At 70.2% G+C, this 14,912-nt stretch carries 8 protein-coding genes and 1 pseudogene; all 9 read right to left on the bottom strand.

Annotated elements, in window-relative coordinates:
- Positions 1–200: 200 nt before the first annotated feature.
- A complete protein-coding gene (locus tag ACYJSS_RS09385; protein WP_236205660.1) occupies positions 201–2,216 on the bottom strand; it encodes an SWIM zinc finger family protein in 2,016 nt (671 codons plus the stop codon).
- Positions 2,213–3,337, bottom strand: coding sequence for a VWA domain-containing protein (locus ACYJSS_RS09380; RefSeq protein WP_236205659.1), 1,125 nt, complete (start codon positions 3,335–3,337; stop codon positions 2,213–2,215). The genes ACYJSS_RS09385 and ACYJSS_RS09380 overlap by 4 nt, the downstream gene beginning before the upstream one ends.
- The gene (locus ACYJSS_RS09375; RefSeq protein ID WP_236205658.1) at positions 3,330–5,798 is read right to left on the bottom strand and encodes a DUF5682 family protein; all 2,469 of its coding nucleotides are present in this window, start codon (positions 5,796–5,798) and stop codon (positions 3,330–3,332) included. The genes ACYJSS_RS09380 and ACYJSS_RS09375 overlap by 8 nt, the downstream gene beginning before the upstream one ends.
- A gap of 3 nt (positions 5,799–5,801) precedes the next feature.
- Positions 5,802–6,899 (bottom strand): AAA family ATPase, encoded by a 1,098-nt coding sequence (locus ACYJSS_RS09370; RefSeq protein WP_111261354.1) that lies wholly within the window; start codon positions 6,897–6,899, stop codon positions 5,802–5,804.
- A complete protein-coding gene (locus ACYJSS_RS09365; RefSeq protein WP_275672236.1) occupies positions 6,893–10,609 on the bottom strand; it encodes a DUF4132 domain-containing protein in 3,717 nt (1,238 codons plus the stop codon). The genes ACYJSS_RS09370 and ACYJSS_RS09365 overlap by 7 nt, the downstream gene beginning before the upstream one ends.
- A gap of 612 nt (positions 10,610–11,221) precedes the next feature.
- Positions 11,222–11,446 carry a DUF2970 domain-containing protein gene (locus tag ACYJSS_RS09360; RefSeq protein WP_111261356.1) on the bottom strand — a complete coding sequence of 75 codons (225 nt, stop codon included), beginning with the start codon at positions 11,444–11,446 and terminating at the stop codon, positions 11,222–11,224.
- Positions 11,447–11,498: 52 nt separating this feature from the next.
- Entirely contained in the window at positions 11,499–12,536 is a 1,038-nt protein-coding gene (locus tag ACYJSS_RS09355) for an RNA methyltransferase (RefSeq protein WP_173178786.1), read from the bottom strand.
- 65 nt (positions 12,537–12,601) lie between these two features.
- The gene (locus ACYJSS_RS09350; protein ID WP_373875125.1) at positions 12,602–13,882 is read right to left on the bottom strand and encodes a methyl-accepting chemotaxis protein; all 1,281 of its coding nucleotides are present in this window, start codon (positions 13,880–13,882) and stop codon (positions 12,602–12,604) included.
- Positions 13,883–14,002: 120 nt separating this feature from the next.
- A pseudogene (locus ACYJSS_RS09345) lies at positions 14,003–14,395 on the bottom strand (cache domain-containing protein); the annotation flags it as partial.
- Positions 14,396–14,912: the final 517 nt, after the last annotated feature.

Raw genomic sequence — 14,912 nt, 5'->3', positions numbered from 1 at the left:
CAGCTTTTCTGCGCGCACGGCCGCGCACTCCTGTCGGAGCCGGGGGAAGATACCAGCTCAGGGTTATGCGCAAAAGTGATGTTTGAGTATATGTAAAGAACTGGAATGCATAAGGGCGGCGCCGAGCATAACCACGGCGCGCTGCCACCGGGATCAGCGCCGGAATGGTTCCCGACGGGCAGTTCCAGACGCCTCTGGCCTTACCCCAGGGCCAGCAGCCGGACCATCAGATGGCTGCTGGCCAGCAGCGCTTGCGGGGACACGTCGGCGGGCTCGCGCAGCTGCCGCAGGTGCTGGGCGAGCAGTTCGACGCCGGCGGCGCTGGCCAGTGTTTCCTGCTGCTGGAGCACCTCGCGCTGGTGCCGGGACAGCCGCTGGCGGCCGCAACTGGCGAAGGACTCCAGCACGTCCAGGGCCGGCTCCACCAGACGTGTGGCCAGGCTGGGCGTTTCTGCAGCGACGGCCAGCGGGCGCTGGCGGTCGAGCAGGCGCTGGATGCGCTCGAACAGCCGTCGGTTGAGGCTCAGGCCGCCACGGATCACCGACTCGAAATCCAGCGACAGGCAGCGCAGCTCGCCGCTGTCGGCGATCAGCAGCGCCAACGGCTCCAGGGTGCGGCGCCGGCCATCCAGGCGCGGCCGGACCAGCACCGCGCGGATGTCGTCGCGGGCCTTCTGGGCGCGCTCCAGGTTGTCCAGGCGATCGCGACGCTCCGCCGTGCAGGGCAGCTCCAGGGTGATGGCCTCGCCCTGGTCGTCCTCCAGCGTCCAGCACAGCGCCTGGTGCACCTCGTCGAGCACCGCCTCGTGGCATCGGGTTGGGCGCAGCAGCAGGCTGGTCGGGGCCTCGGCGCTGAGCGCGGCGCTGTCCTCCAGCCGTTCGCGAAGCGTGCTCCAGCGCCCGATGCCCAGGGTGCCGAGGCGCGGGTCCTGTCCGGCCCAGTGCGGCTGGGCTTGGCTGCGGCTGTCGCCATGGCTGGCCAGGCGTCCGTCGTCGGCCTGGCGGGGCGAGAGGAGGCGCAGCGGCGACTGGCACAGCAGCTGCGGCGTGGATTTCCACAGTGCCTGCTGGCTCCAGGCCGATTCGCGGCGAAAGCCCGGGTCGTTGTTGTCAGGGCGTGCCAGGCTGGCTTCGCGCACTTCACCTTCCTGCAGGTCCCAGAACGCCAGGGTCAGGCCGCGAGCGCCGCCGGGCGTGGTCCACCAATGCCCGCCCAGGGGCAGCAGGTCGAGCGTGGCACCGGCCTGGTAGTCGCGACGCAGGCGGCCACGCAGCGCGGGCAGGCGTGCGGCGTCGGCCTGTTGCAGCGCGGTTGCCAGGGCGTGCACCTGGGCCATCTGCACCAGGACCTCCCGTTCGCCGATGTGGTCATCGCGGTCGGCAAGGCGGCCGATCTGCCCACCCAGGGTGCGCAGCTGGGCGGCGAGACGCGGCAACCCCTCGGTACGGGCGGATAGGTTGAGCATGCGCAACTGCACGGCGCTGGCCTGGCTGGCGTGGGACAGCCCCTGGCGCAGCAGCTCCTGCAGCAGCGCCTGGATGCTGGCGAGCAGCTCGCGCTCCGCCGGGCTCAGTTGCACGGGGTCGAGCGCTGGTGCGTCGCTGTCGGCCGGCCACTCCCAGGGCTGGCCCAGCCCCTGGAACAGCAACGCCAGCGCGGCCAGGTGCAGGGCCTTGCGTTCGTTTTCCCGGCCCTCCGAAAGCATGCCGTCGAAGCCGCCTCCGGCCAGGTAGATGACCTCGCAGGCCAGCGCCGGCAGGTGGATCACCAGGCGCCGGCCGTGGCTCTGGTGGCGGGCCTCGCCCAGCTCCCCCAGCCATTGCCGGGCCTTGCGCGTGGCCGCCTTGCCGGCCTGCTTCTGCAGCCGTTGCGGTTCCAGCGCCAGGGCCTCGCGCAGCGCGATGTCGGCATCGCCTGCCGGCGCTTCTTCGCCGGCGGGCGCCGTGGGGTGTTCACGCAGCCAGATCACGGCCGCGAGGATGTGCTTGCAGCAGCCGTTGGCGGGGCAGGTGCAGCGCGCCGCGTCGATGCCGGTCGCATCCAGGCGCACCTGTTGGCCATCGGCTTCCACCAGGCCGCCCCGCTCGTCGTTCTCCAGCCAGCGCAGCTTGCCGGCCTCCACGTCCTTGGTGGCGCGGCGCAGCAGGCCGGCGTTGGCCAGCACCTCCAGCGCGGCATCGTCGTAGCTGCGGTAGCGGTCCTGCCAGGCGCTCATTGCATCACCTCGGCCAGCCACTGGGCGAAGTGCTCCGGGGTCAGCGCGGCGATCTGCATGCCGCGGTCGGCGAGGCGTTGCCCCATGGCCGGGTCGTAGACCGGCTGTGCGCCGTCATCCAGGGCGGCGAGGCCCAGCAGCCTGACCCGCGCTTCGTTGAGGCGTGCCACGCAGGCCAGCAGCGGACCCACGGCGGCGCCTTCCTCGAAGTCGCTGATCAGGGCGAGCACGGTGCGCTGCGGGTTCTCCACCAGCTGCTCGCAGTAGCGCATGGCCTTGCCGATGTCGGTACCACCGCCCAGTTGCACGGTCAGCAGCACTTCCACCGGGTCGTGGGCCAGGTGGCTGAGGTCCACGACCTGGGTGTCGAACAGCACCAGGCGCACGCGCACGCTGGGCAGGCTGGCGAGAATGCTGGCGCAGATGGCGCTGTACATCACCGAGTCGAGCATCGAGGCGCTCTGGTCGACGCAGAGGATGATGTCCCAGGGCAGTTGCCGGCGGACGCGGGCGTTGAAGCGCGGCGATTCGATCAGCAGGCGTTTGCGCTGCGGGTCGTAGTGCTTGAGGTTGGCGGCGATGGTGGCGCGCCAGTCGAAGTTCTGCGCGTTCTTCACCAGCGAGCGGCGGAAGCGGTTGCGCCGTCCGTGCAGGGCGTTGGTGAAGCGGTTGCGCAGGCGCTGGAGGATTTCCTCCACCACGCGGGTGATCAGCTGGCGCACGGCATCGCGGGTTTCCGCGCCCAGGCGCCCGCGCACGCCGAGCAGGGCCTTGGCCAGCGCCGGGCTGGGTTCGAGGGTGGCCAGGCTGTTCGGGTCGGTGAGCAGGGCGCTGATCTCGTAGCGCTCGATGGCCTGCACCTGCAGGCGCTCGAAGGTGGAGCGGGGGAACAGCGTGCGCGCCTGCTCCAGCCAGTTCAGCGCGGTCAGCTGGCTGTCGTCCAGCGAGCCGCCACGCCCGCCCTGGACGTGGCCGCGACGCTGGTATTCACGGTTGTAGAGGTAGTCGAGGGTCTTCTCCAGGCGCGCGTCGGCGGCGTCGAACTTCGCTTCGTGCAGCGCACGGTCGGCGTAGCGGCCGAGGATCAGGCGCCAGCGGCGGGCGGCTTCCAGGTCACTCATGGTGGGTCTCCTGGGCCCAGGCCAGCAGCCCGTCGCGCTCCAGCGAGCGCTTGAGCGCCAGCTGCAGGGCGGCGCCGGCGAGCAGGTCGTGGCTGTCGAGTTCGTGGTGGGCGCTGTCGAGGGCGGCCCCGGTGATGCCGTTCAGCTGCGCCAGGTGGTCGGCCAGGCGCCCGGTTTCGCGGGGCTTGAGGCGGGTGAAGGCGAGGCGCAGGTCCGGCAGGTGACGGACGAAGGTGGCCTCGTCCCAGTCCGCCACCAGGGCGTTGAGCCGGTGGGCCAGGTCACCCACCCGCAGGATCAGCTCCGGTGCGGCCTGCAGCAGCCCGTTCAGGTAGCGCACCGCGCCTTCGCTGTCGGCGCCGGTGCCGAAGCGCCGTTGCAGGGCGTCGGCCAGTTGCTCCTCGCTGCTGCGCCCGTCGATGAAACGCAGCGCGTCGAGCGCCCCGGCGATGCCGGCGGGGGCCACTGCCTGCAGGCGGTCGAGCGTCTCGTGGAGCGATGCCGCCTGCAGGGCCAGGCCGGCCTGGCTGCCGCCCAGGTGGAGGAACTCGCGCAGGCCGAGCAGGGCGTCGGTGGCGGCGCTTTCGCGTTCGGCTTCACAGGTGGCGAGGCCGGGTAGCAGGAACAGGGCGGCGGGGAGGATGCGTTGCAGCAGCGCCGGGAGCTGCGGGTACTCGTCCAGGCCGAGCAGTTCGCGGCCGCGCCAGAGGTGCAGCAGGCGCTGGCCGCAGGTCACCACGGAGGCCAGCTCCGGGTCTTCGTCCAGGTGCTCGGCCAGGCGGTCGAACAGCCGTGGCAGTTGCTCGCCGAGGCCGATCGACCCGGCTCGGGCGAGCAGTTGCGCAGCGCGGCTGGCACTGCGGCCCTGGCCGCTGGCCTGCAGCGCCTGCTCTTCGTCCAGCAGGCGGCGGATGGCGACCTCACGCAGGCTGCAGCCCAGCTCGGAGCGTTCGATCAGGCGGGCTTCGACCACCGGTGACCAGGCGTAGTCCCACTCCTCGAAGAGCAGGTCCAGCCCGGTGCCGTTGACGAAGTCCGGGCCGCCCTGGTGGCGGGCGAAGCCGCTGTCCAGGTAGGCCATCAGGTGCAGGAAGCGGCTCCGCGCGCGGTGCCGGGGCTTGCGGTAGAGGTCCAGTCGGGCGCGGCGCTGGAGGCTGTCGCTGAGGTCGAGGCGGTGGCCCAGGGCCAGGCGCCGGGCTTCTTCCACCAACGGTGGCGCCAGGCTCGACGGGGGGATGTCGCCCAGGCGGTTGCCGCCCAGCTGGTTCTTCACGGCGTCGAGGAAGGCTGCCTGGCCGTCGTCCAGGCTGCCCTTGACGAAGCAGGAGTGGATGGCGTCGAGCAGGTCGTAGCGCCCCGGCCCGGGGTGCTGGCGCAGGGCGGCGAGGCCAGCGGCCTGCTGCGCGGCCTGGCTGACGCTGGCGAAGGACAGGGCGTCGGCCAGCTTCCGCTCGCGGGTTTCGGCGGCGATGGCGCTGAGGATGCGCGCGGCGATGCGCTGGCGCGCCAGGGCATCGGCCGGGTGTTCCAGCAGTGCCTCCCAGACCCGCTGGTGGTAGGCCGGCGAGGGCATGCCCGAGGCGTAGCCGTTGAGTGCGTCGAGGCGGTCGAAGCTGTAGCGGATCAGCCAGGCCTGGCTGTCGCCGGTGGCGGCGGGTGTGGCGGCGGGCGGACTGTCGCTGGCCAGCGCCTCCACCAGGGCGAGGGTGTGGAAACCGCCGGTGACCACCAGCAGGGGGCCGTCGCAACGCGCCCGCCAGTCGCGGATGCAGGCGAGCATGTGCGCCTCGCGGGGCAGGGAGCCCTCGGCGGCGAGCACGTCGTCCTCGTAGTCGAGGCGTGCCATGGAGCACCAGGCGAAGGCGTCGCCGAACAGCGTGCGCCAATCCTGCAGGGCGTCCGCGCCGCGCAGTTCGAACAGGTGCTCCCAGAGTTCGTCATGGTCACGGCAATGGGCTTCGCGGGCCAGCGCCGCGAGGTAGGCGCTGTGGGCCAGGTAGCGCTCGGCCATCAGGCTGCGGCTCTGCTGCGGGTCGTCCTCGACGGCCACCTGGCGGGCCCAGGGCAGGTCGATGAAGGCCAGCCGTGCGCCGAGGCGATGACCTTCGCGCAGGGCCTGCCATTCCGGCGAGTAGTCGCAGAAGGGGAAGAACGCCGAGCGCGGTGGTGCGTCTGCCGTAGAGCCGCTGCGGTGCTGGGAGAGGATGGCCAGGGGCGGGCGGCTGCGCGGGTCGAGCAGGTCGGGAATCAGGGCGTCGAAGTCGGCCGGCCCCTCGATCAGCACCGCTGCCGGGCGCAGTTCGTCCAGCTGCGCGCGCAGGGCGAGGGCGCAGGCCGGGCTGTGGTGGCGCAGCGGCGCGAAGTGCACGCCGGCTGCTGCCAGCGCCCGGCGGTTGCGCTCGGCGGCCTGCAGCCGCGCGGGCAGGCGCGGATCGGCGGCGGGGCTCGATTCGGGCGGCATGGGTCAGTCCAACAGGCCCTTGCTGGCGTCGAAGAAGTGCTTCCACTGGCCGTCGCGGCGGGCGCGCTCACGCACCACGCTGTCCAGGTAATGGCGCAGGCGCTTGGCGTCGTCGCGGTTGTCCTTGAACACCACGCCGAGCAGTTGCCGCGCCAGCTCGGCCGGGCCCAGGCGGCCGTCGCCGAGGTAGCGGGCCTCCAGCGCGGCGGCGTAGGCCACGCTGACCGCCTCGGCGGTGGACATGACCGCGTCCGGCGCCTTGATCGCGGTGCCCTCGCGGGTGGTGCCGCCGCGCAGCTCCTGGAACACGGTGACCAGCAGGCCGATGACGTCGCGCTCGACCACCACCTTGCCGGCCTCCTCGCCCAGTTCCCGCAGCAGCTGGCGCATCACCAGTTCCACCTCGAACTCGCCGTCGGCGATGGGGCGCACCGTCTCGAAGTTGAAGCGGCGCTTGAGGGCGGCGGACATCTCGTGCACGCCCCGGTCGCGCAGGTTGGCGGTGGCGATCAGGTTGAAGCCGGGGCGGGCGTGCAACCGCCCGGTCTCGCCCAGCTCGGGGATCATCATCTGCTTTTCCGAGAGCAGGGAGATCAGCACGTCCTGGATCTCCGGCGGGCAGCGGGTGATCTCCTCGAAGCGCACCAGCTTGCCCTGGCTCATCCCCTGGTGCAGCGGCGAACCCACCAGGGCGCGCGGGGTCGGGCCCTCGGCCAGCAGCAGGGCGTAGTTCCAGGAGTACTTGATGTGGTCTTCGGTGGTGCCGGCGGTGCCCTGGATGGTGAGCATCGAATCACCGCTGATGGCGGCGGCGAGCAGCTCGGAGAGCATCGACTTGGCCGTGCCCGGCTCGCCCACCAGCATCAGGCCCTGGCGGCCGAGCAGGGTGACGATGGCGCGGTCCACCAGGGCATCGTCGCCGTAGAACTTGCGGCTGACGCCGAGCGCCTCGTCACCGAGGATGAAGCGTCGCACCGAGCGCGGCGAGCGCAGCCAGCCGGGCGGCAGGTCGGCGCCGGCCTGCTGGTCGGCCTGGGCCAGGCGTTGCAGTTCCTCGGCGAAATGCTGTTCCGCAGCCTGGCGGAGAACGGTGCTTACCATGGGGTCTTCTTCTCCCACTGGGGATCGAAGCCGACGCAGGCATCGGCGGCGGCTCGGTAGTCGGCGTAGGTTTCGGCGAGCAGGACCGGCGGGATGTCGGCCAGCGGCAGGCTGTCGCCACCGGACCAGCGACGGCCCATCTTCTCGAAGGTAAGCCGGGTCAGCGCGGCGGGGACGTTCTCCTCCGGCAGGCAGTTGCCGGTGAAGCCGATGTTCACGCGCAGGCCCAGGCTGGTGAATTCCTTGAAGTAGTGGTCGAAGAAGCCTCCATCCTCGGCGGCCGCGCGCTGGTAGCCGAGCTTGGTCAGCACGCCGCGCAGGGTGAAGGTGTCGCTCAGCCAGCCCAGGCGGTCGCCGATGGCGTTGCCGCTCTCCTGGTCGGCGACGGCTTCGGCGCTGATCTCCGGCAGCTGGCGCGACATCTGCGCGAACAGCGGCTTGACCTTGTAGTCCTTGAAATGGCGGACCCAGCCCTTGGCCGTTTCGCCATCCACCAGGGCGGCGTGGGCGAGGCGCACGAGGCTGCCGTCGGCCAGCTCCACCTCGTCATCGTCGAGGTCGATCAGGCTGCCGTCCTCGGTGGGGCGGAACAGGCGCGTCGCCCCCTCGGCGCCCACCTCGGCCCAGACCAGGCGCTGCAGCAGGTGGCGCATGATCGGGTGCTGCTGCAGGTACTCGCGCCACTCGGCCACGGGCCACAGGCGCGCTGCGCACATGGCTTCGTAGAGGCGCTGGCTCTGCAGGTCGATCACCTGCTTGAGCTCCTTCTTGCTGGTGGAGAGCTGCGTCTTGGCCTCCTTGATCAGCGCCGGGTCGTCGCTCTTGCGCGGCTCCGGCAGGGCCTTGACCACCTTGCCGTCGGGGTTGCACAGCTCCAGCTTGAGCGCGGCATCGAGGCGCGCGGTGAACAGGCGCTCGCCGTACTGCAGGGCGAGCACGCCGTTTTCGTCGAAGCCGGCGCTGGGGATGGTGCGGTCGGCCAGTTCGTCGGCGCTCCAGCCGTTGCGCTGGGCGATCTGCTCCACCAACTCGCGGGCGCGGGTCTGGACCGAGGCGGTGCGGTGGCGGCGGGCGATGGACAGCAGCAGCTGGATCACCAGCGGCTCGTTGCTGTTGGCGGCGGCGCTGAGCATGGCTTCGATCTGCGAGCGACGCGGGTAGTGGTCGCGCATGTAGGCCTGGATCAGGCTCACCTGCTCGTGGCCGGTGGTGTGCCAGGTGAGGGCGAGGATGCCCTTGTCGGCGATGGCGCTGCCCAGGTAGGTGCCCAGGTGCTCGCGCTTTAGCGATTCGAAGGCCTGTTCCTGGGTGATGTCGGCGTACTCGGGCGAGTACTTCGCCCAGGCCTGGTAGTTCTGCATCTGCCGCGCGACATTGGCCTGGGCGTAGGCGATGGCCTCTTCCAGGGTCGGGTTGCGGGTGTCCTGGGCGATGAAGGCCAGCAGCAGGCTCTTGCCCAGGGCGTTGCGGCTGGCAGGGGCGAGGCGCTCCAGGTAGCGGTTGAGCAGGCCGTTGCCGGCGGGCTCCTTGAGCTTGCAGGCGAGGATCACCCACCAGCGCAGGATGGCCGGTTCCACCGGGGTGCCGTCGAGCCACCGGCAGGCGGGCAGGTGGTCCAGGTCGAGCCACGCGAGGCTGGCCGGCGGCTTGGTTTGCAGGCCTTTCTGCGCCTCGGCCAGCAGCACGTCCGGGGCCAGGTGGCCGGAGATGTCTTCGCCGAGGCTTTCCAGGGTGGTGAGCAGGGCGGCGCGTACGGTTTCGCGCTTTTCCTTGGCCAGGGTCGCCTTCAGCGCGGGAATCGCCTCGCGGTAGCCCAGGCGCTGCAGCCATTCGGCGGCCAGGGTGCGGATCTCCTGCTTGCTCGAAGCCAGGGCCTCCACGGCGCGGTCGCCAATGTCCGGCAGGGTCTCCAGCAGTTGCTGGGCTTCGGCGCGGTTGGTCTTGCTGCTGCCCAGGGCCAGCTCCAGCAGCACGGGGATGAAGCGCGCCGGCAGGACGGGGAACTGCTCGAGCAGGGTCAGCGTGGTGGCCACGCTGTAGCTGTAGCGGCCCGGAGCGGGGCGCAGGCCGAAGGCCTCTTCGATGAACTCGGGGTGCGCGGCGAAGAAGGGCCAGACGCGCTCCGGGGCGATCTGCCCGATGGGCGAGTTCCAGCCGAAGCAGATATCCGCCGTGGCCCGCGCCGGGTCTTCATGGCCGCTGCGTTGCAGGGCGTCTTCCAGGGTGCGCAGGTCCAGGCGCTGCAGGGCGTCGCCCTTGAGCCACTGGGCGACCTGGTACCAGTTGAAATGGCGGTTGGCCGGGGAGCGGAGGATGTGCAGCAGGTTGACGTCGGCATTGGCCGCCAGGCGCCCCTTGTAGTGCAGCACCGCGTCGATGCCGTTCGGGACTTTGCCGCGCGCCGCGCCGTTGAGGCGCTCCAGGGCGTTGCGCAGGTCCGACTCGCCCAGTGCCTGCAGCGACTTGTAGGTCTTCTGCTGCCAGTCCCACTTGCGCTTGTGTTCGAGGTTCTGGCGCACCTCCTCCTCGGCGGCGATGCGGCTTTCCTCCAGCAGCTCCACGAGGTTCTGGCGCAGCAGCTGCAGCACCGCATCGCCGAGCTGGACCTCGGCGCAGCGCTCGAAGTCGCCGGCCTCGGGCAGTTCCTCCTGCTGGGCGCGGGTCTGGCTGTCCAGGCGCGCCAGGGCATTGGCCAGCGCCTGTTGCACGGGCTTGGAGCCCTCCACCTCCAGGCGGGCCTGCAGCAGGGGGCGCGCTTGCTCGCCGGCACGGGCGAGCATGTCGGCGGCCTGGGCGCGTTCGGCGTTGTTGCCTGCTTCCAGCAGCTGCTGCAAGTGGGTGAGCTTGACCTGCAGCGGCAGTGTCTCCACCTGGGGCGCGGCTTCGGCGCGAACGCTCTTGGCGTTGCTCACCGCCAGGCGCACCAGTACGTCGGCGTAGGCGTCTGCGAGGGTGCGCTGGCTGCCCAGCAGCTTCACCAGGGTCAGGCAACCGCTCGCCGACAGCCGCGAGGGCAGGGCGCGGGTGCTGGAGGGGTGCTGCAGCAGGTAGTCGCCGGTGCCGGGCAGGTCGAGCAGCGCGGCGAGGTCGCGCCAGTGGTATTCGTTGAGGTCGCGGCGGTCGAGGAGCAGCAGCAGGGCGTCGTCGGCCGGCAGGTCGTCCACCGCCAGCAGGCGCACCAGCAGGTCGAGGGTCCAGTGCTTGCGCAACTCCTCGCCGTGCTTGTTGCCGAGGTTCTTCATCGTCGTGTGCAGGGCGTCGACCACCAGGTAGATGAGCCAGTCGGGCACCTTGGCGATGCGCACCAGGTTGGCGCCCTGGCAGGCGGCTTCGAGCACCTTGCCGAAGCGGGCGAGGGCGAGCACGTCGGTCCCGGGGGTTACGACATAGAGCCGGGCACGGGCATTGGCGGCGGCGTTGATGCGCTTCTTGTGCTTCTGCGCGTCGTTGCGCAGGTTGCCGGAGGGGTGCCACCAGCCCAGCGTGGCGGGCATGTCGAGGAGCACGACGGCCTCTTCGGCCGGCACCTTGCGCAGGTCGAGCAGGACGCCTTCGTCCTGGCCGCCGAGCACGTAGGTGGCGGCGCGCTCGGCCAGGCCGGGAGCCAGGATGTCGAGCACCTCGAGGCTTTCGACGACGTGCTTGGCAAAGGGCGTGGCCGGGGCGGCGGCGGTGGAAAGGCCGATTTTTTCCAGCAGCTTCTGAAACATGGTGAACCTGTCCTTGGCGATGCGGTGCCCGATGGTAATTCATCGGGGCGGTTCAAGGCCTCTGCCACGGGCGGTCCAATGTGCATTTCTGTTGCTCAGCTCATGTTTTTCCGGCGCGGGGCCACCTTGGGGATGTGCGAGGTCGATGGGTGCCTTGAGAGGTTGCCGGTCCTGGTCTTAACTCGTGGACGTAGCGCCCATAACCACAGCAAGGGGATGCCATGAGCGATCACACCGAGCAATCCAGTACTGACAGCGGCATCGACGCCGTCGCCATCTTCTGCCTGATCCTGATCGCGGTGGCCACTGCGGTGTTCTGGGTCAGCCACCAGTAACGAACCCGCCGCCGAACCCTCTGGCGGCCAGCCACGGGGCCCCCAGGGCGATGCCGTCCTGTGCGGGCTGCGGGCCGAGTCCATGGGCTCTGTCTGCGTTGGCTGTTGCGGACTCAACAGGCTCGGGCACGGTGCCTTTCGGCTATGCATGGCGCCTCTGCCACGCCCCCCGCGTGGGTTTCGCTTCGCCCTACGCCACCCTACGGATGCGCTGCGCGCGCACATCGATGACGACTCTGGTCAGGCGTGGGGGCTTCCGACGCAGTCGGTCGGGGCATCAGAGCCCGGCGAGGTGCAGCACCAGCTTGACCACGCCGAACAGCGTCAGCGCGAAGACCAGGGTGAAGAGCACCCCGAGGATGATGAAGTGGCTGGGCTTGCCGCGGCTGAAGTCCCGCGAGCGATTCTTGCCGCTCTGTACCCCGAAGGCGGCGGCCGCGACGCTGTGCAGCATCTCGCGGAACGTCAGGGGGCGTTGGTTTTCGTCGTTGCTGTCGTCCATGGTGCACCTCCGTGGGGCACAAGCTTAGCTCGCCCCCGGCAGGCTGCCCGGATCAACGTGCGCGATGCAGCAACTGGCGGGTATCGAGCGTCCCGGCGCGGGCGCGCAGTTGGCCGCAGCCTCCGTCGATGTCCTGGCCGGCGGAGTTGCGCACCTTGGTCAGCACGCCACGGCTGTGCAGGTAGCGCACCAGTTCGACGATGCGTTCGCCGCCCGGGCGCTGGTAGTCGTCGGCTTCCAGGCTGTTGTAGGGAATGAGGTTCATCACCGCGAACTTGCCCTTGAGCAGGCGCAGGATGCCGTCCGCTTCCTCCAGGCTGTCGTTGATGCCGGCGAGCAGCGTCCATTGGTACTGGATGGGGTAGTCGGTGGTGCGGGCATAGGCCTCGCCCAGCTCGACCAGTTCCTCGGGGCTGATGCGCGGCGCCTTGGGCAGCAGGCGTTCGCGCAGTTCGGCGCGGCTGCTGTGCAGCGACAGCGCCAGGGCCGGCTTCACCCGTTGCTGCGGCAGGCGTTCGAACACCCGCGGGTCGCCCACGGTGGAGAACACCAGGTTCTTGTGGCCGATGCCGCCGTCGGTGCCCAGCAGGTCGATGGCCTCCAGCACGTTGTCGAGGTTATGGGCCGGCTCGCCCATGCCCATGAACACCACCTTCTTCACCTTGCGATAGCGTCGCGCCAGGGCTACCTGGGCGACGATCTCCAGGCTGCCGACCTGGCGCAGCAGGCCGCTCTTGCCGGTCATGCAGAACACGCAGCCCACGGCGCAGCCGACCTGGCTGGAAACGCACAGGCCGTCGCGCGGCAACAGCACGCTTTCGACCATCTGGCCATCGGCCAGGCCTACCAGGAGGCGCGCCGAACCGTCGGCGGCGGGGTGTTCCGAGCGCAGCCGCGCTAGGTTGTCCAACTCCTCGGCCAGGGCCGGCAGGCCTTCGCGCACGCTGATGGGCAAGAAGTCCTGGGCCTGCTGGCGCAGGGTGCAGGCGTCGAGGGGCTTGCCCTGCAGCCAGGCGCGTATCACCCGGCCCTGGTGGATGGGCTTGGCGCCGAGGGCGGCGAGGCGGTCGTGCAGGTCTTGGATGCGCATGGGGCGCGAATCCTACCACCGGCATCGGCGCTTAAGTAGGGGCGCCCCTCTGTGTATGGCGGCCTTCAGCGGCCCCGGCTCAGCTCCGCCAGGCGCGTCGCCGACTGGCGCATCGCCTGGCCGAGGGCGTCGAGGTCGACGGCATCGCGGGCGTTCTCCTCGCTGGCCGAGTGGATGCGCACCGCCAGTTCGTTGATCTCCTGGGTCACGTGGCTCTGTTCCTGGGCGGCGACGGCGATCTGCTGGGCGCGCTGGGAAATGTCATCGAAGCTCTGCACCGTGGTCGACAGCGCCGCGGCGGCGCCTTCGGCTTCCTCCACCGCGTGGCGGGTGCGTGCCTCACCGGCCTGCATCGCCTGGACCGCCTGGCGCGAAGCCTGCTGCAGGTTGGCGATCATGCCGCTGATCTCGTTGGCCGAACTCTGGGTCTTGGCTGCCAGGGAGCGCACCTCGTCGGCCACCACGGCGAAGCCGCGCCCCTGCTCGCCGGCCCGCGCGGCCTCGATGGCGGCGTTGAGGGCCAGCAGGTTGGTCTGCTCGGAGATGGCCTTGATCACGTCCAGCACGGCGCCGACCTGCTGGCTGTCCTGCTCCAGGCGGGCGATCACCGTGGCGGCCGCCGCCATTTCGCTGGACAGCGACTGGATGGCGCGGCTGTTGGAGGCGACCTTCTGCTGGCCTTCGTTGACCACGGCCTGGGAGCGTTGCGCGGTGTCGGCGCAGTCGTTGGTGTTCTGCGCCACTTCGTTGGCGCTGGAGGACATCTCGGTGATGGCCGCCGCCAGCTGGGTGTTCTCCTGGCGCTGCTGTTCGGCGCGCTGGAGCAGGGCGCCGCTGAGGCGGCCCAGGCTGGTGGCTTCCTCCTGCATGCGCCGGGATTCGTCGGCGATCACCTGGAGCATGCCCTGCAGCCGGCCGGCGTACTGGTTGACCGAACGGCGCAGGCCGCCGATCTCGTCGTCGCGCAGGATGGTCAGCGCACCGCCATCGCCCTGGCCGCTGCCCAGTGCGTCGATCTGTGCGGTGGTCTCGCCCAGTTGCTCGAGGATCTTGCGCCCGGCCAGCCAGACGAAGAACAGCAGCAGGCCGAGCAGCGGCAGGAGGAAGGCCAGCAGTTCATAGGTGAGCGCCTGGGCGAGCCCGGTGACCCGTGCCCTGGGCGTGACCAGGCCGACGGTCCAGTGGGTTTGCGGCATGACGAAGAGATTGGCCTGGCTGGCTTCGCCGAGCACCGCGTCGTCATCCAGGGGCACGCTGGCGGTGCCGCCGGAGCCGAGCTTGCGGCGTGCTTCGGCCAACGGCGCCAGCCAGTCTTGGCGACCGGCGAGTTCGTCGAACTTCTGCATGCTGGCTTCGGCGCCGCTGCCGGGCAGGGGGAAGAACAGGATGTTGCCGGCAGGGTCGAGGGCGAAGGCGTAGCCCCCGGTGACCTTGCCCTGGTCGCGGAGGAAGGCGGCCAGGTCGTCGAGGCGCAGGTCGATGGTGCTGACCCCGGCGAAGCGGCCCTGCAGCTTGTACGGCACGCTGCAGGTGACCATGGGCACCTTGCTCACCGGGTCCTGGTAGGCCTCGGACCAGACGCAGGCGTTGCCCGCTGCGCTGCGCGCGCCGGTGTACCAGGCGTCGTTGTGGTAGCCGGGGCCGTCGGGCTTGTTGTAGTCGTCGGAGTATTCCAGCGCGCCTCCGGCGCCACGGGCCCAGAAGAAGCTGCGGCGGTCGGTGCCGTCGGCGAAGGCGTTCGGCTCCGGCCAGATGCCGCCACCGGCGATGGCCGCATCGCCGCCGTTGTCGATCAGGTTGGGGAAGTTGTCGCGGTACAGCGCCTCTTCACGGGGCAGGACCTCGGCCAGGTGCGCCATGCTGACGGCCAGGCCTTCGATGCCGGCCAGCTTGAGGCCGAGCTGGCGGACGATGGCGCTGCCGGTCTGTTCGATCAGGGCGTTGCTTTCCGCCACCACCCGGGGCTGGCCGCGGAACACCATGATGGCGAAGACGGCGAGGGCGGTGAGCAGCAGGAGGAAGATCGCGCCCAGGGTCAGGCGGCTGGATATGCGGTCAGGCAGCAGAGACATTCGGTACTCCTCGATTCCCGATCTGGAAGGCGGCGCACGGCAGAGGCGCGGCAGGCACTTGATATGCAATAGCAGTGCCCGGGCCGTTGCGCCTCTGAAAGGCATGTCGGCAGATGTCGGGGTTCCTGCAGTGGTTTCGGAGGAGTGGTCGTTCGTAAGGGAGAGGAGGGGCCTTTCGGAAAGGCTGAGTGTAGCATCGCGGTGATGGGTTTCGCTTCGCTCGCGGAACGCCGCCCGACCCATCCTACGAAGAGCACCAAGCCCCGCGAAACCCATCGTTGCGCCGCTGGGAGCCAGAAAGAAC

Source organism: Pseudomonas sp. No.21, from assembly GCF_054558415.1.
Note: the sequence above shows the minus strand (reverse complement) of the source record. Positions and strands in the feature narration are given on the sequence as shown.

What these genes read in the sequence shown, in the direction of transcription:
- ACYJSS_RS09350 (WP_373875125.1), bottom strand. Translation starts at nt 13,882, where the DNA reads ATGCAGAAGTTCGACGAACTCGCCGGTCGCCAAGACTGGCTGGCGCCG.
- ACYJSS_RS09365 (WP_275672236.1), bottom strand. Translation starts at nt 10,609, where the DNA reads ATGTTTCAGAAGCTGCTGGAAAAAATCGGCCTTTCCACCGCCGCCGCC.
- ACYJSS_RS09380 (WP_236205659.1), bottom strand. Translation starts at nt 3,337, where the DNA reads ATGAGTGACCTGGAAGCCGCCCGCCGCTGGCGCCTGATCCTCGGCCGC.
- ACYJSS_RS09355 (WP_173178786.1), bottom strand. Translation starts at nt 12,536, where the DNA reads ATGCGCATCCAAGACCTGCACGACCGCCTCGCCGCCCTCGGCGCCAAG.
- ACYJSS_RS09360 (WP_111261356.1), bottom strand. Translation starts at nt 11,446, where the DNA reads ATGGACGACAGCAACGACGAAAACCAACGCCCCCTGACGTTCCGCGAG.
- ACYJSS_RS09375 (WP_236205658.1), bottom strand. Translation starts at nt 5,798, where the DNA reads ATGCCGCCCGAATCGAGCCCCGCCGCCGATCCGCGCCTGCCCGCGCGG.
- ACYJSS_RS09370 (WP_111261354.1), bottom strand. Translation starts at nt 6,899, where the DNA reads ATGGTAAGCACCGTTCTCCGCCAGGCTGCGGAACAGCATTTCGCCGAG.
- ACYJSS_RS09385 (WP_236205660.1), bottom strand. Translation starts at nt 2,216, where the DNA reads ATGAGCGCCTGGCAGGACCGCTACCGCAGCTACGACGATGCCGCGCTG.